Origin of the sequence: Kitasatospora sp. NPDC127035 (assembly GCF_042726075.1) — a bacterium.
GTDB lineage: Bacteria > Actinomycetota > Actinomycetes > Streptomycetales > Streptomycetaceae > Kitasatospora.
Genome location: NZ_JBHXDN010000017.1, coordinates 40,827 through 61,137 on the forward strand (window position 1 = coordinate 40,827; position 20,311 = coordinate 61,137).

Sequence of the window (20,311 nt, forward strand, 5' to 3'; positions counted from 1 at the left end):
CCGGCGCCCGGCCGGGACCGGCAGCGGGAGGGCGGACGGGCGTCGGGGCTCAGACCAGCCGGTCGGTCCGGACCGCCAGCCGCGACGGCAGCACCGCCTCCACCCGGAACCCGCCGTCCCGCTCCGGTCCCGACGAGAAGGTGCCGCCCAGCGCGACCACCCGCTCCCGCATCCCGACCAGCCCGTTGCCGCCGCTGGGCAGCGCGGCCGCGGCCCGCTCGCCCCCCGGACAGGCGTTCACCACGCTGACCCGCACCCCGTTCGGCGCGTACGCGAGCAGCACCGAGACCTGCGCCCCGCCGGCGTGCTTGTGCGCGTTGGTCAGCCCCTCCTGGACCACCCGGTACGCGGTCTGCTCGGCCTCGGCGGTGAACTCCTGCCGGCCGCCGCTGACCGTGAGGGTGACGGCCATCCCGGCCGCGCGCGACTGGTCGACCAGCCGGGGCAGCGCGGCCAGCGAGTCGGGCTCGATCGCCGCCTCGTCGGACATCCGCAGCACCCCGAGGATCTCGCGCAGCTCGTTGAGCGCCTGCCGGCCGACCTCGCCCATCAGCTTGGCGCTCTGCGCCGCCCGGTCCGGGTCCTTGGCCACGATCCGCTCCAGGGCCCCGGCGTGCACCACCATCAGCGACACGCGGTGCGCCACCACGTCGTGCATCTCGCGGGCGATCCGGGTCCGTTCCTCCAGCCGGGCCCGGCGGGCCCGCTCCCGGGCCTGTTCGGCCAGCAGGTCCAGCTCGGTCTCCAGGCCGTGCGCGCGGTCCTTGAGCGACTCGATCAGCCGCCGGCGCGCCCCGACATAGAGGCCGGTCACCACCGGGGCCACGGTCAGGCCGACGGACACCAGCAGCGCCAGCACCAGCTGGCCCCAGAACGGCGGCTGCTCGACGTCGCCGGGGGTCAGCATCGACAGCAGGATCACCCCGGCGACCTCGGCGTAGGCGAGCGCGGAGAGCGCCACCACCCGCCGTCGGCGCGAGGGCCACTCCCACGTCTCGGCCAGCGTGTACAGCGCCACCATCAGCAGCACCATGCCGGGGATCCCGGGCATCACCATCAGGGCGACCAGCACCGGTACGGCCGGCCAGCGGCGGCGCAGCACCAGGGTGGCGCCGGCCAGCGCGCCGAACAGCGCGACCCCGAACATCGTCGCGGTTCCCAGGTGGAACCGGGCGCCCAGGAAGGCGACCGAACTGGCCGCACACTCCAGCGCCGCGAGGGCGGCCAGCCCGGCGTCCAGGAGGGCGCTGCGCCGACGCCGCCACCACAAGAACGACCGGTCCCGCGCGCGCTCCCCAGGCGACTTGCTCATGGCTCACAGACTACGGCGCATCACCGCCCCTTCCCCACCCGGTTCCGCCCCGACACCTCGACCGCGCCCCAAGTGGTCCAGACCACATACGGGCCCGGGGCATCCGTGTCCGCCATCCGGCCACCTCGCGGACAGCGACCCTCCCGACACCTATGCTGGTCGCGTCGGACAGCGCGGTCCGCACGCGTCACACCCGCCACACGCGGGCGGACCTGTGACGATGAGCCGTTGCCGAACACCCCACCACCCCGAGGGAGCCAGCCGTGACCGCTCCGGTCCCCACCCCGGCGGACAGCCAAACCGCAGTCGGCGCAGCCGGCCCGGTCGCCGACAACTCAGCCCTGCGCGCGGACATCCGCCGCCTCGGCGACCTGCTCGGCGAGACTCTGGTCCGCCAGGAGGGCCCCCAGCTGCTGGGCCTGGTCGAACAGGTCCGTCTGCTGAGCCGCACCAACGGCGAGGCCACCGCCGAACTGCTCTCCGACATCGACCTGGAGACCGCCGCCAAGCTGGTGCGCGCCTTCTCCACCTACTTCCACCTCGCCAACGTCACCGAGCAGGTGCACCGCGGCCGCGAGCTGGCCACCCGGCGCGCCCGCGAGGGCTCGCTGCTGGAGCAGACCGCCGACCAGCTCGCCGAGGCGGACCCCAAGCACCTCCAGAACACCCTGGCCCACCTCGCGGTCCGCCCGGTCTTCACCGCGCACCCCACCGAGGCGGCCCGCCGCAGCGTCCTCAACAAGCTCCGCCGGATCGGCGAACTGCTCGACCGGATCCACCGCGAGGAGATCGCCGCCGGCCTCTCGCACGCCGACCCGGCGCGCACCTCCTCGGCCCGGCGCCAGGCCGACCGCCGCCTCGCCGAGGTCATCGACCTGCTCTGGCAGACCGACGAGCTGCGGATCGCCCGCCCCGAGCCCACCGACGAGGCCCGCAACGCCGTCTACTACCTGGACGAGCTGTACCGCGAAGCCGTGCCCGCGGTCCTGGAGGAGCTGCACGAGGAGCTGGCCCGGGTCGGCCTCGCCCTCCCCGACGGCGTCCGTCCGCTGACCTTCGGCAGCTGGATCGGCGGCGACCGCGACGGCAACCCCAACGTCACCCCGCAGGTCACCTGGGACGTCCTCAACCTCCAGCACGAGTACGGCATCAAGGACGCCCTCGCCGCCGTCGACGACCTGCGCAACTCGCTCTCCACCTCCGAGCGGCTGGCCGGCGCCTCGGTCGAGCTGCTCGCCTCGCTCAACGCCGATCTGCAGCTGCTCCCCGAGCTGAGCCCGCGCTACAAGCGGATGAACGCCGAGGAGCCGTACCGCCTCAAGGCCACCTGTGTCCGGCTCAAGCTGGAGAACACCCGCGAGCGGCTCGCCAACGGCACCCCGCACGTCAAGGGCCGCGACTACCTCGGCACCCGCGAGCTGATCGCCGACCTCCGGCTGATCCAGGACTCGCTGCGCGCCCACCGCGGCGAGCTGATCGCCGACGGCCGGCTCGCCCGCGCCATCCGCACCGTCGAGGCCTTCGGCCTCCAGCTCGCCACCATGGACGTCCGCGAGCACGCCGAGGCCCACCACCACGCGCTCGGCCAGCTCTTCGACCGGCTCGGCGAGGAGGCCTGGCGCTACGCCGACATGCCGCGGGAGTACCGGCAGCGGCTGCTCGCCAAGGAGCTGCGCTCGCGGCGCCCGCTCGCCCCGACGCCGGCCCCGCTGGACCCCGCCGGCGCCAAGACCCTGGGCGTCTTCACCACCATCCGCGAGGGCTTCGAGCGCTTCGGCGACGAGATCGTCGAGTCCTACATCATCTCGATGTGCCAGGGCGCCGACGACGTCTTCGCCGCCACCGTGCTCGCCCGCGAGGCCGGCCTGATCGACCTGCACGCCGGGATCGCCAAGATCGGCATCGTGCCGCTGCTGGAGACCACCGACGAGCTCCAGCAGGCCGACCGGATCCTCGACGAGATGCTCTCCGACCCCTCCTACCGGCTGCTCGTCTCGCTGCGCGGCGACGTCCAGGAGGTCATGCTCGGCTACTCCGACTCCTCCAAGTTCGGCGGCATCACCACCTCCCAGTGGGAGATCCACCGCGCCCAGCGCCGGCTGCGCGACGTCGCGCACCGGTACGGCATCCGGCTGCGGCTCTTCCACGGCCGCGGCGGCACCGTCGGCCGCGGCGGCGGCCCCTCGCACGAGGCGATCCTCGCGCAGCCCTGGGGCACCCTGGAGGGCGAGATCAAGGTCACCGAGCAGGGCGAGGTGATCTCCGACAAGTACCTGCTGCCCTCGCTGGCCCGCGAGAACCTCGAACTGACCATCTCCGCCACCCTGGCGGCCTCCGCGCTGCACACCGCCCCGCGCCAGGCCCCCGAGGAACTGGCCCGCTGGGACGCCGCCATGGACCGCGTCTCCGAGGCCGCGCACACCTCCTACCGGGCCCTGGTCGAGCAGGAGGACCTGCCGAAGTACTTCTTCGCCGCGACCCCGGTCGACCAGCTCGCCTCGCTGCACCTGGGCTCCCGTCCGTCCCGCCGCCCCGACTCGGGCGCCGGTCTGGACGGCCTGCGCGCCATCCCGTGGGTGTTCGGCTGGACCCAGTCCCGCCAGATCGTCCCCGGCTGGTACGGCGTCGGCGCCGGCCTCGCCGCCGCCCGCGAGGCCGGTCTCGGCGACGTGCTCGACGAGATGTACGGCCAGTGGCACTTCTTCCGCAACTTCCTGTCCAACGTCGCCATGACGCTGGCCAAGACCGACCTGCGGATCGCCCGCCACTACGTCGAGCAGCTGGTCCCGGCCGAGCTGCACCACGTCTTCGACCAGATCGTGGCCGAGCACGACGTGACCCTGCGCGAGGTCCTCCGGCTCACCGGGGAGAGCGAGCTGCTGGAGCGCAACCCGGTGCTCAAGCAGACCTTCACCGTCCGCGACGCCTACCTGGACCCGATCTCCTACCTCCAGGTCGCGCTGCTGCGCCGCCAGCGCGAGGAGGCCTCGACCGGCCGCAAGGAGGACCCGCTGCGGGCCCGGGCCCTGCTGCTGACCGTCAACGGCATCGCCGCCGGTCTGCGCAACACCGGCTGACCCCGGCCGGAACACCCGGAGGGCCCCGCGGCGCGTGCCGCGGGGCCCTCCGCCGTCCCCGGCCGGACGAGCGGCGCCCGGCCGGTCCGGCGACGTCCGGCCCGCCCGTTGCCGGTCAGTCCAGCGGCCGCACCTCGATCACCAGCGGCCCGTACCGGGCCAGGACGTCCGCCCGGGCGGTCGGGGCCTGCGCGGTGACGACGAGCACGCCGGTGCCGTCCTCCGAGACGTACACGTCGGAGATCGTCACGTTCCGCTCCGCCCAGTAGTCCCGGTCGTCCACCTCGATCCGCTGCGCCAGCGCGTGGAAGAACTTCCGCGATCCGGGCACGTCCACGAAGTTGATCCCCACCCCGAGGTGCGGAACGGTGTTCAGCACCACCTGGTCGAGCTCGCTCCCCGGGACCCGCATCACGTACACCTCGCCGGTCCCCAGGTCACTGCAGACGCCGAAGTAGTGCTCCGGGTAGCTCCCCGAGCCGATTCGCCTGATGTCGGCGGACACGTCGATCGGGTGGCGGTTGACCTGGCCCCCGCTCGTGCTCGACCCGGGCTTCGGCGACGCGGGCAGGGTCGGCCCCGCGGTGGTGGTCGGCGGGGTCGAGGGCGGCGTCGAGGGCGGGGTCGACGGGGCGTGCGCCTCCTCCCAGGTGGGCAGCCGCAGCGCGGCCGGGCCCCCCGCGCAGACCCCGAGCATCCCTCCCGTGTCGATGGAGCTCGACGTCGACGGCTGCGGGTGCAGGGTCTGCGACGACGTCCCTCCGGGGGTCGGCGGGGGCGGTCCCCAGCCGGTGGCCCCGGCCGCGGCCGGACCCGCCGGCCCGGCGGCCCCGGCCCCGCCGACCCCCACCTGCGTCAGCGCCCCGATGCCGACCGCCAGCACCGCCGCCCCCGCCGCCACCCGCAGCGCCAGCCCCTGCCGCGACCGGCGCCGGCCGGCGGCCCTCAGCTCCGCCAGCGGCGGGCTGCCCCCCGCCGACCGGGCCCGTGCCCCGAGCCGGACGACCAGCTCCTCCTCGAACCGGTCCGCAGCGCCGTCCGCGGCGCCCCGACCGTCCCTGTCCTCAGCCGTCATGGCCCACCATCTCCTTCGCCGGTGCCAGTTCCTGTCGAAGCGTCTTCATCGCGCGGGCCAGGTGGGTCCTGGCCGTCGGCAGTGAGCACCCGAGTTCCTCGGCCACCTGGGCCACCGACCGATCGGCGTAGTACCGCAGGACCACCGCCGTCCGCTGACGCGGCGACAGTGATCTCAGGGCCCGCTCCAGTTGCTCGTCCCGTGCGTCGACCGCGGCCACCGGGGTGTCCGGCAGTTGCGGCGTCAGCACCTCACGACGGGTCCGCCGCCAACGCGACACGTGCGTGCGGACCATCGCCTTGCGGACGTAGCCCTCGGTCGCGCCGGGGTCCCGGATCGCGCCGCGCCGGGCGTACACCCGGGCCAGGGCGTCGTGCAGGAGGTCCCGTGCGTCGTGGACGTCCCCCGTGATCAGGAACGCGCCACGCAGCAGCGCCTGGTACCGCGCCGCGACGAACTCGTCGAACGGGTCACCCGTGGTGCCGTCCGGCCGCATCGATTCGCGCTTCATGCCCACAGGACGCCCCGGCCGCCGGGAACGGATGACAGCCGCGGGAAAATGCCGGAAGGGCCGGCGTCCGCACCTCGGACCCGGCCCCTCCGTTCTCCGTCACTCCGTCAGATCGCCCGCGCGCCGGCGCTTGACCCACAGGGCCGCGCCGCCCGCGGCCACGACCAGGCCGCCGCCGACGGCCAGCAGGCCCGCGTCACCGCCGACCGAGCCGCCGAGCACCGGGCCGACGAACTGCGCCGAGACCGGCTCCGGGGACACCACACCCGGATCGGGATCCGCCACCGGATCGGCGTGCGCCACACCGCCGGAGAGCAGCACGCCGGCCGCACCCAGGGCGCCGGCGGTGCCCAGCGCACCCGCCGTGCCCACCCGCCGTCCGAGCTTCCTCAGTCGAACCACCCGGATCCGCCGAAGGCGTCGGACCGGCCGCAAACTCCGCATCGAGAACTCCCCAGAACCCGTTCGCGTACTGGCCTGACGCTATCCGATCCGCACAGCCTTCTCACACGCATTCAGGTTTGGACGACCAAGCGTTGCACGACTGTTGTGCAGCCCCCCGCCGCCCGTTCGTACGCAGCCCGCGGCACGGCGCCGGGCCGCCCCGACGGTGCCGCACGGCAGGTCGGGCCCGCCCCGCCGCACGCCGACGGCCCCGGCGCGGACCCGGCCGGACGACGCCCGACCGGCCCCGACGAACCTGCCGGACCTGCCCCGACCGGCCCGGGCCGTGACGCGACTCACACGGCGGCGGTCAGGAGTTGTACGTCGACTGGGCCCGCTCCAGACCCTCCGAGAGCAGCGCCTCCACCGCGTCCGCCGAGCGGTCCACGAACCACTCCAGCTCCTTGCGCTCGGTGGCGGAGAAGTCCTTCAGCACGAAGTCCGCGACCTCCATCCGGCCCGGCGGGCGGCCGATCCCGCACCGCACCCGGTGGTACTCCGGACCCAGCGACTTGGTGATCGACTTCAGCCCGTTGTGGCCGTTGTCCCCGCCGCCCGACTTCAGCCGGAGCGCCGCGTAGTCGACGTCCAGCTCGTCGTGGACGGCCACCAGCGCCGAGGTCGGCGCCTTGTAGAAGTCCCGCAGCGCGGTGACCGGGCCGCCGGAGAGGTTCATGAACGACATCGGCTTGGCCAGCACCACCCGGTGCCCGCCCAGCCGCCCCTCGGCCACCTGGGCCCGGCTCTTGTGCGCCTTGAACCTGGCACCCATCCGCTGCGCCAGCAGGTCCACCACCATGAACCCGATGTTGTGCCGGTTCCTGGCGTACTGCTCCCCCGGGTTGCCCAGCCCCACCACCAGCCAGGGGCCCTCGTACACGTCCTCGCTCATCCCACCGCTCCTCGTGGTCACCTGCACCGCCATCATCCCGGACGCACCGCTGCCCCGGCCGCTCCCAGTACGGGGAGCGACCGGGGCAGCGGTCTCAAGCTGGTCGACAGGCCGGTCGAAGGGCCTGCCGGGAAGCCTGCCGAAAGGCTCAGGCCTCGGCGCCCTCGGCCTCGGCCTCGGCCTCGGCCGGGGCGGCCTGGGCGGCGATGACCTGCAGCACGACGGTGTCGCCGTCGACGGCCAGGGTCACGCCGGACGGCAGGGTGATGTCCTTGGCGTGGATGGAGGCACCGGCCTCCAGGCCCTCGACCGAGACGGTGACGGCCTCGGGCAGGTGGGTGGCCTCGGCCTCGACCGGCAGGGCCTGCAGGACGTGCTCCAGCAGGTTGCCGCCCGGGGCCAGCTCGCCCTCGGCCTGGACCGGGATCTCGACGGTGACCTTCTCGCCGCGCTTGACCAGCAGCAGGTCGACGTGCTCGATGGTGCGCTTGATGGCCTCACGCTGGACGGCCTTCGGCAGGACGAACTCGTCCTTGCCCTCGATCGGCACGACCAGCAGGGCGTTCGGGGTCTTCAGGGCCATCATCAGGTCGTGGCCGGGCAGGTTCAGGTGAACCGGCGCGAGGCCGTGGCCGTAGACGACACCGGGGACGAAGCCGGCACGGCGGGCGCGACGGGCGGCACCCTTGCCGAACTCGGAACGGGTCTCAGCGGCGATGCGGATCTCGGACACGACTGCACTCCTCGTAAAAGCTGGCGCGGGGTGCAGGCAATGCGAAAAAACCGCCGGGACCACACCCTCGTAACATTCGGGGGTCACTCGGCGGCGCAACGACTTCTGCCGGTGCCCGGAAAATCCGGCGCCGGCAGCGCGTCGATCACGGAGCGGGCACCCGGCAAGCAGGCACACGGCATCCCTCGCCGAGCAGTTTCACGAGTCTAACCGGACCGGTGGCCTCTCGCGAAATCGGCGGCGGCCCCGGCTCCCGAGGGAACCGGGGCCGCCTGCACGGGGCTCGGTCGGTGCGCACCCGCGAAGGTCAGTGCACGCCCTCGAAGAGGCTGGTGACCGAGCCCTCCTCGAACACCTCGCGGATGGCGGCCGCGATCGACGGGGCGATCGACAGCGTCGTGATCTTGTCGAGCTGGATCGAGGCCGGGGTCGGCAGCGTGTTGGTGAACACGAACTCGCTGACCCGCGAGTTCTTCAGCCGGTCGGCCGCCGGGCCGGAGAGCACACCGTGGGTGGCCGCCACCAGGACGTCCGCGGCGCCGTTCTCGAAGAGCGCGTCGGCCGCGGCGCAGATCGTGCCGGCGGTGTCGATCATGTCGTCGACGAGGACGCAGACCCGGTCCTGCACGTCACCGACCACGTCGGCCGAGAGGATGGTGTTGGCCTGCGTGATGTCACGGCGCTTGTGGATGATCGCCAGCGGCGCGTCCAGACGGTCGCACCACTGGTCGGCGACCTTCACCCGGCCGGCGTCCGGCGAGACCACGGTGAGCTTCGCCCGGTCGACCCGGCCGCCCACGTAGTCCGCCAGCAGCGGCAGCGCGAACAGGTGGTCCACCGGGCCGTCGAAGAAGCCCTGGATCTGCGCGGTGTGCAGATCCACGGCCATCAGCCGGTCGGCGCCCGCCTGGCGCAGCAGGTCGGCCACCAGGCGGGCCGAGATGGGCTCGCGGCCCAGGTGCTTCTTGTCCTGGCGGGCGTACCCGTAGAACGGCAGGATCGCGGTGATGCTCCGGGCCGAGGCCCGCTTGAGAGCATCGATCATGATCAGCTGTTCCATGATCCACTGGTTGATGGGAGCCGTGTGGCTCTGCATCACGAAGCAGTCCGCGCCTCGCGCCGACTCCAGGAAACGGACGTAGATCTCACCGTTGGCGAAGTCCAGGGCCTTGGTCGGGACGAGTTCGGTCCCCAGCGATTCGGCCACCTCCCTCGCCAGCTCGGGGTGGGCACGGCCGGAGAAGAGCTTCAGCTTCTTCTCGCCCGACGTGGTGATCCCGCTCACTGCCACCGTCTCCTCGCGTTGCTGACGCTGAACCCGTCCGCACCGCACAGGCAGGCTCGCGCCTGCCTGCGGGAGGGAGTCGGGGAATTGTCGGTACGCCTGGACACGGGCGGTAGGCCCTGCGGCGCACGCATGACCCCAAGGTTACGCGCCCGCACAGAAACCGTCCGCCCCGGGACCATCTGCCGGACCGGCACCCGACCGGTCAGGCCTCCGGCGAGCCCTCCCGGCCGGCGGCCGTGGCAGCCGCCGCGGCCTGCGCCGATGTCGTTCCGGGGCGCTTGCGCTCGACCCAGCCGGGGATGTTCCGCTGCTGTGCCCGGCCCACGCCGAGCGCGCCCGCCGGAACGTCGTTGGTGATCACCGAACCGGCCGCGGTGTAGGCGCCGTCACCGACCGTCACGGGAGCGATGAACATGTTGTCGGAACCGGTACGGCAGTGCGCCCCGATGACGGTGCGGTGCTTGTGGACCCCGTCGTAGTTCACGGTGACCGAGGCCGCGCCGACGTTGGCGCCCTCGCCGATGGTGGCGTCGCCGATGTACGAGAGGTGCGGCACCTTGGCGCCCTCGCCCAGCTCGGAGTTCTTCACCTCGACGTAGGTGCCGACCTTCGCCTTCCGGGCCAGCTTCGCGCCCGGCCGCAGGTACGCGTACGGCCCGGCGACGGCGAGGTCACCGACCTCGGCGCCGTCCGCCGTGGTGTTGGTCACACGCGCGCCGGCGCCGATCCGGGTGTCCTTGATCGTCGAGTTGGGGCCCACCTCGCAGCCCTCGCCCAGGTGCGTGCCGCCCTGCAGCTGCGTGTTGGGCAGCACCACCGCGTCCGGCTCGTACGACACCTGGACGTCGAACCACGTGGTCGCCGGGTCCACCACGGTGACGCCGGCCCGCATCGCGCGGTCCAGCAGCCGGTCGTTGAGCAGCCGGCGGGCGTGGGCCAGCTGCACCCGGTCGTTGATGCCGAGGATGTCCCGGTAGTCGGCGGCGACGACCGCGCCCACCCGGTGGCCCGCCTTGCGCAGGATCTGCAGGGTGTCGGTGAGGTACTCCTCGCCCTGCGAGTTGTCGGTGGTCACCTCGGCGAGCGCCTGCACCAGCAGCCCGGCGTCGAAGGCGAAGACCCCCGAGTTGATCTCGTCGATCGCCCGCTGGGCGTCCGAGGCGTCCTTCTCCTCGACGATCGCCGCGACCGCGCCGTCCACGCCGTCGCGCAGGATCCGGCCGTAGCCGAAGGGGTCCGGCACCACGGCGGTCAGCACGGTGACGCCGTTGCCCTGCGCGTCGTGCGCGTCGGCCAGGGCGCGCAGCGTCTCCCCGGTCAGCAGCGGCGCGTCCCCGGTGGTGACGATCACCGTGCCGTCCAGCTCGATCCCGTCGGCGGCCAGCGCCTCCAGCGCCGTCCGCACGGCGTGCCCGGTGCCGTTCTGCTCCTCCTGCACGACGGCTCGGGCCTGCGGATGACGGGCCGCCAGGTGCTCCCGGACCTTCTCCCGGAGGTGGCCGATCACCACGACAAGCTGGCCCGGCGTCAGCTCCTCCGCGGCCGCCACCGCATGGCCGACCAGGGACCGTCCGCACACCTCGTGCAGCACCTTCGGCAGGCTGTTCGACTTCATCCTGGTCCCGCCACCGGCGGCAAGCACGACAACGGCGGCGGGCGAATTGGCACTCACGGGGGGAGGCTCCTCATTCGGTTCACAGAGAGGGCAGAGCAGCCCGGCCGGGACAACAGGCCGGTCGCCTTCGCACAGTCCGCCGGACAGCCCAGACAATACCGGCGGCCGGGTGACACGCGCAGTCGAGGCGCGGGGTGGCTCCGCCGCTAGGATTCGAACCCAGACAAAGGCCTCCAAAGGGCCCTGTGCTGCCATTACACCACGGCGGACAGTCGCTGAAACCCTACCCGAGTCGACCTCGTCCTGGGTATCCGCTGCACCAATCCTCCGACCCCGATCCGACGGCAGGGACGGGCGCCTCCCCGCGCGGTGATGACCAGGCAGCCGCGGTGGGCGTCACCGGTGTTCCGCGGCCGGGCGGGTGGACACGGGCCGGATCGGGACGTCAGCCATCCAGTCGGGTGAATTCACCCATGCGCCGCCCGGCGGCGTATTCCCTTGTTGGCGGGGCACAACCTACGATTCCGTAGGTTACGCGAACGTAGCCTCCCGTCCTCTCCCCCGCAAGGGACACCCATGAGCATCCAGGCAGGCGAGGCGCGCGCCGACTCCACGCGCTCCACCGCCACCCCCCACGCCGACCCCCCGCACTCCGACTCCCCGGACGCCGACTCCCCGGACCCCGGCCCGCCGCAGCTCTCCGCCACCCGCGGCGGGGAGCGGCAGGGGGCCGCCGAGCGGATCGCACTCGGCCTCTTCATCGCCGTCCCGTTCGCCGCCCTGGTCGCCGCCGTCCCGGTGGCCTGGGGATGGGGACTCGGCTGGACCGACCTCGCGATCGCCGCGGTGATGTACTTCCTCACCTGTCACGGCATCACCGTCGGCTACCACCGCTACTTCACCCACGGCGCCTTCAAGGCCAACCGGCCGCTGCGGATCGCCCTCGCGATCGCCGGCTCGCTGGCGATCGAGGGGCCGCTGGTGCGCTGGGTGGCCGACCACCGCAAGCACCACCGGTACAGCGACAAGGACGGCGACCCGCACTCGCCCTGGCGCTACGGCGAGTCCGTCCCGGCGCTGCTCAAGGGCCTCTGGTGGGCCCACATGGGCTGGCTCTTCGACGAGGAGCAGACCTCCCAGCTCAAGTACGCCCCCGACCTCATCCGCGACCCGGCCATAAGGCGGATCTCCCGGCTGTTCTGGCTCTGGACCGCCCTCTCGATGCTCATCCCGCCGCTGGTCGGCGGGCTGGTCACGCTCTCCTGGCAGGGCGCGCTCTCCGCCTTCTTCTGGGGGTCGCTGGTCCGGGTGGCACTGCTGCACCACGTCACCTGGTCGATCAACTCGATCTGCCACGCGGTCGGCCACCGGCCGTTCCGCTCCCGCGACCGCTCCGGCAACGTCTGGTGGCTGGCCGTGCTCTCCTGCGGCGAGTCCTGGCACAACCTGCACCACGCCGACCCGACCTCGGCCCGGCACGGCGTCCTTCGTGGACAGATCGACTCCTCGGCCCGGCTGATCCGCTGGTTCGAGCTGGCCGGCTGGGCCAGGGACGTCCGCTGGCCGGACGCACAGCGGATCGCCGCCCGCCGCGCCGCATGAGGGCCCGCCTGCAGCATGATGTAGGGGTGAACGGGAGCAGCGCAGACAGCACAGGCGGCCACCGGAGCACGCGGACGGACGCGGCGCCCGATCCGGCGCAGGCCCGTCCGCGTGCCGCCGCCGGGGCGGACGGTGCTGCGCCGGCACCGCGCCGCCGTGGCGGCCGGGTACGGATGACCGGCAAGCAGCGTCGGGAGCAGCTGCTGGAGGTCGGCCGCATCGTGTTCGCGGAGCGCGGCTACGACGGCACCTCGGTGGAGGAGATCGCCGAGCGGGCCGGGGTGTCCAAGCCCGTGGTGTACGAGCACTTCGGCGGCAAGGAGGGGCTGTACGCGGTGGTGGTCGACCGCGAGATGCAGCTGCTGCTGGACATGGTGACCGGGGCGCTGACCGGGGGGCACTCGCGGGAGCTGCTGGAACAGGCCGCGTTCGCGCTGATGGACTACATCGACACGTCCACGGACGGCTTCCGGATCCTGGTCCGGGACTCGCCGGTGGCCCAGTCGACGGGCACCTTCGCGTCGCTGATCAGCGACATCGCGACGCAGGTGGAGGACATCCTGGGGCTGGAGTTCAAGGCGCGGGGGTTCGACGCCCGGCTCGCCCCGATGTACTCGCAGATGCTGGTGGGCATGGTCGCACTGACCGGCCAGTGGTGGCTGGAGGTGCGCAAGCCGGAGAAGGCCGAGGTGGCCGCCCACCTGGTGAACCTGGCCTGGCACGGCCTGGAGGGGATGGAGCGGCACCCCAAGCTGGTCGGCGACCGCAAGGCCTGAGCCCGCTCAGCCCCGCCGGACCGCGACGGCGAAGATCCGGCGGAACGGGAAGACCGTGCCGTGCGGCCCGGCCGGGTATGCCTCCCGGAGCAGCGCGCCGTACTCGGCCAGGAAGGCCGAACGGTCGGCCGGGTCGGCGAGCCGGGTGAGCACGGGCCGCAGTGCGGTGCCCTTGACCCACTCCAGCACCGGGTCGTCGCCGGTGAGCAGGGTGCTGTAGGTGGTCTCCCAGACGTCGGCGGTGCAGCCGGCCTCGGCGAGCGTCCGGAGGTACTCGTCCGGTCGGTGGACGCCGGCCCGGACGGCGTTCCCGCCCACGGACTCGCGCCAGCGCGGGCTGCGGCGGAGCTCGGCGAGCAGCACGTGGCTGGGCGACCCGAAGTTGCCGGGCACCTGGAAGGCGATCACCCCGCCGGGCCTGAGCGCCGCGGCCCAGCGCCGCAGCAGGTCGAGGTGCCCGCCGGCCGCTCCCCGCCCGCCGTCCCCCGCCGGGGAGTCCCCGGGCCCGGACCGGCCGCCCGGCTCGAAGCCGATCCACTGCAGGGCCGCGTTCGAGACGATCAGGTCGGGGGCCGCCGCCGCGGGGTCGTAGCCGGCCGCGTCGGCGAGCAGGTAGTCGGCGGTGGGCTCCCCGCCCCCGGCGCGGGCGGCGGCGAGCATCTCGGCGGAGTTGTCGACCCCGGTGATCCGCGCCCCGGGCCAGCGTTCGCGCAGGACGGCGGTGGAGTTGCCCGGGCCGCAGCCGATGTCGAGGACGGTGGCGGCGGGTTCGTTCGGCACGGAGGGGACGCGGGCGAGCAGGTCGCGCAGCGGGCGGGTCCGTTCGTCGGCGAAGCGCAGGTACTGGTCCGGGTCCCAGACGGGTGCGGACATGGCCCACCTCCCAAGTCTCTCGACATCAAGATATCCAGTCGAAGCGTCCGCCCTGGAATTCTCGATGTCAAGAGACTTCACATCGACACAACCCCCGATACACTGATCGCCATGGAGGACGAGGTCGATCGGCTGGTCGCAGCATGGCGCCGAGAGCGCCCCGACCTCGACGTGGAACCACTTGAGGTGCTCAGCCGGGTCAGCCGGCTCGCGCGGCACCTCGACCGCGCCCGTCGGGCGGCCTTCGCCGAGCACGGGCTGGAGCCCTGGGAGTTCGACGTCCTGACCGCGCTGCGGCGGGCCGGCTCGCCGTACCAGCTCTCCCCCGGCCAACTCCTCACCCAGACCCTGGTCACCTCCGGCACCATGACCAACCGGATCGACCGCCTCACCGGCAAGGGCCTGGTCAAGCGGCTACCCGACCCGGACGACCGGCGCGGCGTCCTGGTCCGCCTCACCGACGACGGACGCGACCGCGCCGACCAGGCACTCGCCGGACTGCTCGCGCACGAGCGCGAGCTGCTCGCCCAGTTGACCGGCACTCAGCGGGGCGAACTCGCCGGACTGCTCCGGCAGCTGGTCGCCCCCTTCGACAACATCCCCTGACCCGAACCGTCCGGCCCGGACCTCCCGACCCGGAACCGTCCGACCCGGGCCTTCCGACCCGGAACCGTCCGACCCGGGCCTTCCGACCCGGTGGAGGAAACCCCGGAGGTCCGCGGGGACGGGCCCCGCTCAGAAGCCGTCCGGGTAGGGCGCGCTGAGCGCCGGCACCGGGGCGGGCACGGGATCCGGTGTCCGGTAGCCCGGCAGCAGCTCGGCCAGCCGGCGGCGCACCTCGTCGTCGCTGTTCACCGCCGCCGCCTCGTACAGCCCCGTCAGGCCGCCCGCCAGGTCCTCCGGCCCGGAGCCGGACTCGGCCAGGGTCGCGTAGATCCGGGCGTGCGCGGTCGGCTGCCGCTCCTCGCCCTCGGAGAACAGCGCCTCGTTGAGCTTCTCCCCCGCCCGCAGTCCGGTGTAGCGGATCTCGACCTCGTCCCGGGCCAGCTGCACCTGCTCGGCGAAGTTGTGCACCAGGTCGACGATCCGCACGGGCTCCCCCATGTCCAGCACGAACACCTCGCCGCCGCGCGCCATCCGGCCGGACTCCAGCACCAGGCCGACGGCCTCCTCGATGGTCATGAAGAACCGCGTCACGTCGGGGTGGGTGACCGTCACCGGGCCGCCGCTGCGCAGCTGCTCGGCCAGCACCGAGAGCAGCGAGCCGCGCGAACCGAGCACGTTGCCGAACCGGACGGCGGAGAACACGCCCGTGCCGAGGTTGCGCGCGTCCCGGGCGTTCGCCTGGACGATCAGTTCGGCCAGCCGCTTGCTGGCGCCGAGCACCGACGTCGGGTCGGCCGCCTTGTCGGTGGAGATCAGCACGAACCGCTCCACCCCGGTGGCCAGCGCCGCCTCCACCAGGTGGTCGGTGCCGAGCACGTTGGACTTCACCGCCTCGCTGGGGTGCCGTTCCAGCAGCGGCAGGTGCTTGTGCGCGGCCGCGTGGAACACCACCTCGGGCTCCAGGTCGCGGAAGATCTGCTGGATCCGCGGCCGGTCCCGGATGTCGGCGATCACCAGCGACTCGTCGGTGAGCAGTGCCTCGCCCCAGATGTCCAGCTGGAGCCGGTGCAGGTTGGACTCGTCGTGGTCCAGCATGTACAGCGCGCTCGGGTTGAACGCTTGGACCTGGCGGCAGAGTTCACTGCCGATCGAGCCGCCGGCGCCGGTCACCAGCACCCGCCGGCCCTCGATCACGTCACGGACGTCGGCCGAGACCACGTGCACCTCGTGCCGGCCGATCAGCCGGTTGACGTCCAGGCTGCGCATGTCGGAGCCGACCACCTCCCGGCGGAGCGCCGCCAGGAAGGACGGCAGGTAGCGGACGGCGGCACCGGCGGCCGCGGCGGCGGTGGCCAGGGCGCGGACGCGCTGCGGGGCGAGGCCGGGGATGGCCAGGGCGACGACCTGGGCCCGGTACTCGACGGCGAGCCCGGTCAGCTCCGCGAGGGTGCCGAGGACGGGGGCGGAGTCCACCGACCGGCCGGCCTTGGCCGGGTCGTCGTCGAGCAGGCCGATCGGCACGAGACCGAACTCGGGTGCGCGGCCCAGGTCGCGGACCAGCGCGGTGCCCGCCGCACCGGCGCCCACCACCAGGGTCCGCAACCCCGTCGGCGGCGCGGCCGGGGCGCGCGAAGCCGGCAGTGAGGCGCCCGGGAGCCCGTCCTGGGCGCTCTCGCCCTGGTTCGCGCCCTCCCCGGCCGTGTGCGGGCGTGCGGAAGTGCTGTGCGGCGACATGTGTCCTCCGGAGTTCCCTGACCTGACGGACCTGAGCCGGTACGGCGGTGAGACGGGCGGATCAGCCGGCGCCGGGAGCTGCGGTCGTGGCGACGGACGACGGGGCCGCGGGAGCGGCGGGCTCGGACGGACTGACACCCGCCCGGCGGGCCACCGCGACAGCGGCCAGGGTGGAGTGCACCCCGAGCTTGCCGAGGACGTTCTGCATGTGCGTACGCACGGTGTGCGGGGACAGGTAGAGCCGCTCGGCGACGGCCTGCCGGCCGAGGCCGGCGACCATGCAGCGCAGGATCTGCTTCTCCCGAGGGGTGAGCGTGTCGACCAGCCGCTCGCTCTCGGTGCGGTCCCGGCGGGCGGTGGTGAGCTCCCGGATGACGCCGGTGAGCAGGGCGGGCGGCACGTGCGTCTCGTCCCGCAGCACGCCCCGCATCACCGCCAGCAGCCTGGCCAGCGAACTCTCCTTCGCCACCCAGCCGGTGGCGCCGGCGTGCAGGGCGCGGGCGGCGCGGTGCGGGTCGTCGGCGGTGGCCAGGACGATCGCCCGCAGCGCGGGATGGTGGCGGCGGATCCGGGCCAGCAGGGTGATGCCGTCGGGCACCTGGGCGGTCGACGCCGGGGCGGCGGGGGAACCCGGAACGGCCGGGGTCGCCGGCCCCGATTCCGCCGGGTACGGGCCGGCCGGGTGAGCGGCCGGACGGAGCGCCGACGGGTGGCGGACGGCGTGCGCCCCGGGGGGCGCGCCGCCGGCACCGGGCGATCCGGCGCTGCCGAGCGGTCCGGCGAGGCCGGACGATCCTGCGGTCGGGGTGCCCGGCCCCCCGGGGACTGCGGCCGGACGGCGGGGCGAAGGCAAGGCGACGGGTCGGCGGCGAAGGACCTCCGGCGGCGGGTCGACACCCGGCTGGCGGGCCCTGCGCGCGGCGGCCCCCGCCTCGGCGACCCCCAGGTCCGCGTCGACCAGGACCACGTCGAAGGCGCGGCCCTCGGTGGCGGCACGCTCCAGCGCCCGCTCCGCGGCAGCCGCGCTGCCTGCCGCGCCGACCTCGACATCGGGCTCCGCGGCGAGCGCCGCGGCCAGTGCCTCGGCGAAGATCCGGTGGTCGTCGACCACCAGGACGCGGATCCGTCCCATCGTCACTTCCCCCCTGCTCAGCTCCGGCCCGTGTCCGGGGCGGCGCCCCGGTCCTGCCTCCGCCGCCCGGGCGTTCCTGCGCCGCCCGCCTCCCGGATACCCGGAAGAGCCGAGGTGCCGGCCCCCACCGGTACCGGAATCAGCGTACGGGGTGGCCGCCGACTCGGTGGGGGTTTGGTGAAGTTTCGTCAGGAGGTGAGAAATTGACGCGACTTGGTGCTTCTCGGGCCGCCGGGAACGCCGGAGCGCCGCCCCCGTCCGTGCGGGGGCGGCGCTCCGTTCGCGGCGCGTCCGGCCCGGGCGCCGGGGCGGGCTGCCGGGGCCACCGGCCCGCAGGGGCTACAGGCCGTTCTTCTCCAGGGTGAACTTCCAGGCGTCGGCGACGATGTCGTCCAGGTTCGGGCGGCGCGGGGTCCAGCCCAGCTCGCGGTGGGCACGCTCGGCGGAGGCCACCAGGACGGCCGGGTCGCCCGCGCGGCGGCCGGAGACCCGCACCGGGATCTCGCGGCCGGTCACGCGCTTGACCGACTCGATCACCTCGCGGACCGAGAAGCCGCTGCCGTTGCCGAGGTTGCAGATCAGGTGCTCGCCCGGCTTGGCCGCGTCCAGGGCGAGCAGGTGGGCGTCGGCGAGGTCGGCGACGTGGATGTAGTCGCGGATGCAGGTGCCGTCCGGGGTCGGGTAGTCGTCGCCGTACACCGCGATGTGCTCGCGCTGCCCGAGCGCCGCCTGGAACACCAGCGGGATCAGGTGCGACTCCGGGTCGTGCCGCTCGCCGTAGGCGCCGTACGCGCCGGCCACGTTGAAGTACCGCAGCGAGACGGCGGCCAGACCGTGGGCGACGGCCTCGCCGGTGATCAGGTGGTCGACGGCCAGCTTCGTGGCTCCGTAGGTGTTGGTCGGCGCGGTGCGGGCGGTCTCGGCGATCGGCACGGCCTCCGGCTCGCCGTAGGTCGCGGCGGTGGAGGAGAACACCAGCCTGCGCACACCGGCCGCGCGCATGGCGCTGATCAGCTCCAGCGAGCCGGCCACGTTGTTGCGCCAGTACTTCTCCGGGTCCGTGACGGACTCGCCGACCTGCGAGGAGGCGGCGAAGTGCAGCACACCGTCGAAGGAACCGTCCAGGACCTTTCCGGCCTCCTGGATCCGGCCCTCGACGAACTCCGCACCGGACGGCACGCCCGCACGGAAGCCCGTGGAGAGATCGTCCAGGACGGTCACCTGGTGACCCGCCTCCAGCAGGTGGGCGGCCACCACACTGCCGACATAGCCGGCGCCACCCGTGACCAGGTACTTACTCATGCTCGACCTCCAGCGGACGATGGTTCCGCCGTCGGCGGGCCATCGGAGACGTACGTACGACTGCGGCCCATTCTCCCTGGCCCCCAGGGTGCTCCGGACCATCGGGACGGCCACCCTATGCCAGGTTTGACCCGGTTCCGGATGCCCGTACGAGCCCCGTACGCCCGCACGACACTTCGGGCTTGGCGCCCGCAGCCGGGCCGCGCGTTCCCGAACGGCGGAGCACCCCGCTCCGGGGCCCGCAGCGGAGGCCGGAGCCGGGCCCGGGCCGGGCGCCCGGAGACGGGACCCGGGCCGTGGAACCGGGGCGTGGAACCGGGGCGGAATCGGCGCCGCGCCACGCTCAGGGCCGGGCCATCCGGTCCAGCAGCCCGGTGCGCGCCGCGACCGCCGCCGCCTCCAGGCGGGTCCGGGCACCGAGCTTCATCAGCACCCGCTGGACGTGCGTCCGCGCCGTGCTCGCGGCGATCCGCATCCCCGCCGCGATCGCCGCGGTGTCCTCGCCGTCCGCGATCCGCGCCAGCACCTGGACCTCACGCCGGGTCAGCAGCCGCAGCAGCCGGACCGCCTCGTCGTCCGGCTCCGCCGCCGGCCTGAGCAACTGGTCGAAGGCGCCCCGGAGCACCTCCACGGTGACCGCCGCCTCGCCCGCCCGGGCCCGGGCGATGGCCCGCTCGACCACCTCGATCCGCTCGTCGCTCGGCACGTAGCCGGCCGCACCAGCGGCGAACGCCCCTGCCACTCCCCGCAGTTCACCAACCGGACCGAGGACGATGACGGCCACCTCGGGCCGCTCCCGGCGGATCCGGCGCAGCCCCTCGAAGGCCCCCGGATCGGCCGGCGCGGACACGCCCAGCAGGCACACCTCCGGCCGCCGGCCCGCCACCAGGTCGGCCGCCGACCCCGCCGGCGAGCCGACCGCGAGCACCCGGTGACCACGTAACTGGAGCGCGGTGGCCAGCGCCTCCGCCAGTAGCCGGTGGTCGTCGACCACCACGAGTCGAACACCCATGAGGCCCTCCAGGTCGGCGTCCGGCCCGCGCCCCCGCCCGCTCGGGACAGGTGGCCGATGACGCACCATCACAGCGCATTCCGTACCCGACTTGCTAGGCCGTCTCACCGCCACCGCGAGGGCGGACACACGAAAAAGACCCCCGCCTGATGGCGGAGGTCCTTTGCCGAGCCCCCATGCGGAATCGAACCGCAGACCTTCTCCTTACCATGGAGACGCTCTACCGACTGAGCTATAGGGGCTTGTTCACCTCGTCCGCGCCAGCCTGACCACTGCCCGCTCGAACAAGGAAGACACTACACGGCCCGGCGCCGGAAAGGGAAATCG

At 73.6% G+C, this 20,311-nt stretch carries 17 protein-coding genes and 2 tRNA genes; 4 read left to right on the plus strand and 15 right to left on the minus strand.

Annotated features, from left to right (window positions below):
* Positions 1–49: 49 nt before the first annotated feature.
* Positions 50–1,312 (minus strand): histidine kinase, encoded by a 1,263-nt coding sequence (locus ACFWIC_RS14645; protein WP_329880019.1) that lies wholly within the window; start codon positions 1,310–1,312, stop codon positions 50–52.
* Positions 1,313–1,575: 263 nt separating this feature from the next.
* Between ACFWIC_RS14645 and ppc the strand changes: the two genes are divergently transcribed.
* Complete coding sequence (gene ppc / locus ACFWIC_RS14650; protein ID WP_380360718.1) at positions 1,576–4,389, plus strand: phosphoenolpyruvate carboxylase; 2,814 nt, start codon at positions 1,576–1,578, stop codon at positions 4,387–4,389.
* A gap of 115 nt (positions 4,390–4,504) precedes the next feature.
* Here the strand turns inward: ppc and ACFWIC_RS14655 are convergent, their stop codons facing one another.
* The 8 genes from ACFWIC_RS14655 to ACFWIC_RS14690 all read right to left on the minus strand — a co-directional run bounded on the left by ACFWIC_RS14655 (position 4,505) and on the right by ACFWIC_RS14690 (position 11,216).
* Positions 4,505–5,464 carry a hypothetical protein gene (locus tag ACFWIC_RS14655; protein WP_329947829.1) on the minus strand — a complete coding sequence of 320 codons (960 nt, stop codon included), beginning with the start codon at positions 5,462–5,464 and terminating at the stop codon, positions 4,505–4,507.
* Positions 5,454–5,975 carry a SigE family RNA polymerase sigma factor gene (locus ACFWIC_RS14660; protein ID WP_380360720.1) on the minus strand — a complete coding sequence of 174 codons (522 nt, stop codon included), beginning with the start codon at positions 5,973–5,975 and terminating at the stop codon, positions 5,454–5,456. Before ACFWIC_RS14660 ends, ACFWIC_RS14655 begins: the two co-directional genes overlap by 11 nt.
* Before the next feature lie 99 nt (positions 5,976–6,074).
* Positions 6,075–6,347: a hypothetical protein gene (locus ACFWIC_RS14665; RefSeq protein ID WP_329947830.1), complete on the minus strand. Its 273-nt coding sequence runs from the start codon at positions 6,345–6,347 to the stop codon at positions 6,075–6,077.
* A 382-nt stretch (positions 6,348–6,729) separates the two neighbouring features.
* Entirely contained in the window at positions 6,730–7,311 is a 582-nt protein-coding gene (gene pth, locus ACFWIC_RS14670; RefSeq protein ID WP_380518571.1) for an aminoacyl-tRNA hydrolase, read from the minus strand.
* A 148-nt stretch (positions 7,312–7,459) separates the two neighbouring features.
* Positions 7,460–8,044, minus strand: coding sequence for a 50S ribosomal protein L25/general stress protein Ctc (locus ACFWIC_RS14675; RefSeq protein WP_329947832.1), 585 nt, complete (start codon positions 8,042–8,044; stop codon positions 7,460–7,462).
* A 307-nt stretch (positions 8,045–8,351) separates the two neighbouring features.
* Positions 8,352–9,329: a ribose-phosphate diphosphokinase gene (locus ACFWIC_RS14680; protein WP_329879137.1), complete on the minus strand. Its 978-nt coding sequence runs from the start codon at positions 9,327–9,329 to the stop codon at positions 8,352–8,354.
* Between the two features lie 205 nt (positions 9,330–9,534).
* A complete protein-coding gene (glmU, locus tag ACFWIC_RS14685) occupies positions 9,535–11,004 on the minus strand; it encodes a bifunctional UDP-N-acetylglucosamine diphosphorylase/glucosamine-1-phosphate N-acetyltransferase GlmU (protein WP_380518574.1) in 1,470 nt (489 codons plus the stop codon).
* 138 nt (positions 11,005–11,142) lie between these two features.
* Positions 11,143–11,216: transfer RNA gene (locus ACFWIC_RS14690), tRNA-Gln, on the minus strand.
* A gap of 307 nt (positions 11,217–11,523) precedes the next feature.
* Here ACFWIC_RS14690 and ACFWIC_RS14695 point away from each other — a divergent pair.
* Positions 11,524–12,549: an acyl-CoA desaturase gene (locus tag ACFWIC_RS14695; protein ID WP_380518577.1), complete on the plus strand. Its 1,026-nt coding sequence runs from the start codon at positions 11,524–11,526 to the stop codon at positions 12,547–12,549.
* Positions 12,550–12,722: 173 nt separating this feature from the next.
* Complete coding sequence (locus ACFWIC_RS14700; RefSeq protein WP_327680125.1) at positions 12,723–13,325, plus strand: TetR/AcrR family transcriptional regulator; 603 nt, start codon at positions 12,723–12,725, stop codon at positions 13,323–13,325.
* Positions 13,326–13,331: 6 nt separating this feature from the next.
* Here the strand turns inward: ACFWIC_RS14700 and ACFWIC_RS14705 are convergent, their stop codons facing one another.
* Positions 13,332–14,198, minus strand: coding sequence for a methyltransferase domain-containing protein (locus tag ACFWIC_RS14705; protein WP_380518580.1), 867 nt, complete (start codon positions 14,196–14,198; stop codon positions 13,332–13,334).
* 111 nt (positions 14,199–14,309) lie between these two features.
* Here ACFWIC_RS14705 and ACFWIC_RS14710 point away from each other — a divergent pair, with 111 nt between their 5' ends.
* Positions 14,310–14,804, plus strand: coding sequence for a MarR family transcriptional regulator (locus ACFWIC_RS14710; RefSeq protein WP_329879141.1), 495 nt, complete (start codon positions 14,310–14,312; stop codon positions 14,802–14,804).
* A 129-nt stretch (positions 14,805–14,933) separates the two neighbouring features.
* Here ACFWIC_RS14710 and ACFWIC_RS14715 read toward each other — a convergent pair whose 3' ends face one another.
* The 5 genes from ACFWIC_RS14715 to ACFWIC_RS14735 all read right to left on the minus strand — a co-directional run bounded on the left by ACFWIC_RS14715 (position 14,934) and on the right by ACFWIC_RS14735 (position 20,226).
* The gene (locus ACFWIC_RS14715) at positions 14,934–16,538 is read right to left on the minus strand and encodes a polysaccharide biosynthesis protein (RefSeq protein WP_380518583.1); all 1,605 of its coding nucleotides are present in this window, start codon (positions 16,536–16,538) and stop codon (positions 14,934–14,936) included.
* A gap of 61 nt (positions 16,539–16,599) precedes the next feature.
* Positions 16,600–17,670, minus strand: a complete 1,071-nt coding sequence (locus tag ACFWIC_RS14720; protein WP_329947837.1) for a LuxR C-terminal-related transcriptional regulator — start codon at positions 17,668–17,670, stop codon at positions 16,600–16,602.
* Between the two features lie 339 nt (positions 17,671–18,009).
* Complete coding sequence (galE, locus tag ACFWIC_RS14725; protein WP_380518586.1) at positions 18,010–18,972, minus strand: UDP-glucose 4-epimerase GalE; 963 nt, start codon at positions 18,970–18,972, stop codon at positions 18,010–18,012.
* 343 nt (positions 18,973–19,315) lie between these two features.
* Complete coding sequence (locus ACFWIC_RS14730) at positions 19,316–19,984, minus strand: response regulator transcription factor (protein ID WP_329883360.1); 669 nt, start codon at positions 19,982–19,984, stop codon at positions 19,316–19,318.
* Between the two features lie 169 nt (positions 19,985–20,153).
* A tRNA-Thr gene (locus ACFWIC_RS14735) sits at positions 20,154–20,226 on the minus strand.
* Between the last annotated feature and the right edge of the window lie 85 nt (positions 20,227–20,311).

Coding starts and splice junctions, on each gene's coding strand:
- ACFWIC_RS14645 (WP_329880019.1), bottom strand. CDS start 1,312: ATGAGCAAGTCGCCTGGGGAGCGCGCGCGGGACCGGTCGTTCTTGTGG.
- ACFWIC_RS14655 (WP_329947829.1), bottom strand. CDS start 5,464: ATGACGGCTGAGGACAGGGACGGTCGGGGCGCCGCGGACGGCGCTGCG.
- ACFWIC_RS14660 (WP_380360720.1), bottom strand. CDS start 5,975: ATGAAGCGCGAATCGATGCGGCCGGACGGCACCACGGGTGACCCGTTC.
- pth (WP_380518571.1), bottom strand. CDS start 7,311: ATGAGCGAGGACGTGTACGAGGGCCCCTGGCTGGTGGTGGGGCTGGGC.
- ACFWIC_RS14695 (WP_380518577.1), top strand. CDS start 11,524: ATGAGCATCCAGGCAGGCGAGGCGCGCGCCGACTCCACGCGCTCCACC.
- ACFWIC_RS14700 (WP_327680125.1), top strand. CDS start 12,723: ATGACCGGCAAGCAGCGTCGGGAGCAGCTGCTGGAGGTCGGCCGCATC.
- ACFWIC_RS14705 (WP_380518580.1), bottom strand. CDS start 14,198: ATGTCCGCACCCGTCTGGGACCCGGACCAGTACCTGCGCTTCGCCGAC.
- ACFWIC_RS14710 (WP_329879141.1), top strand. CDS start 14,310: ATGGAGGACGAGGTCGATCGGCTGGTCGCAGCATGGCGCCGAGAGCGC.
- ACFWIC_RS14715 (WP_380518583.1), bottom strand. CDS start 16,538: ATGTCGCCGCACAGCACTTCCGCACGCCCGCACACGGCCGGGGAGGGC.
- ACFWIC_RS14720 (WP_329947837.1), bottom strand. CDS start 17,670: ATGGGACGGATCCGCGTCCTGGTGGTCGACGACCACCGGATCTTCGCC.
- galE (WP_380518586.1), bottom strand. CDS start 18,972: ATGAGTAAGTACCTGGTCACGGGTGGCGCCGGCTATGTCGGCAGTGTG.
- ACFWIC_RS14730 (WP_329883360.1), bottom strand. CDS start 19,984: ATGGGTGTTCGACTCGTGGTGGTCGACGACCACCGGCTACTGGCGGAG.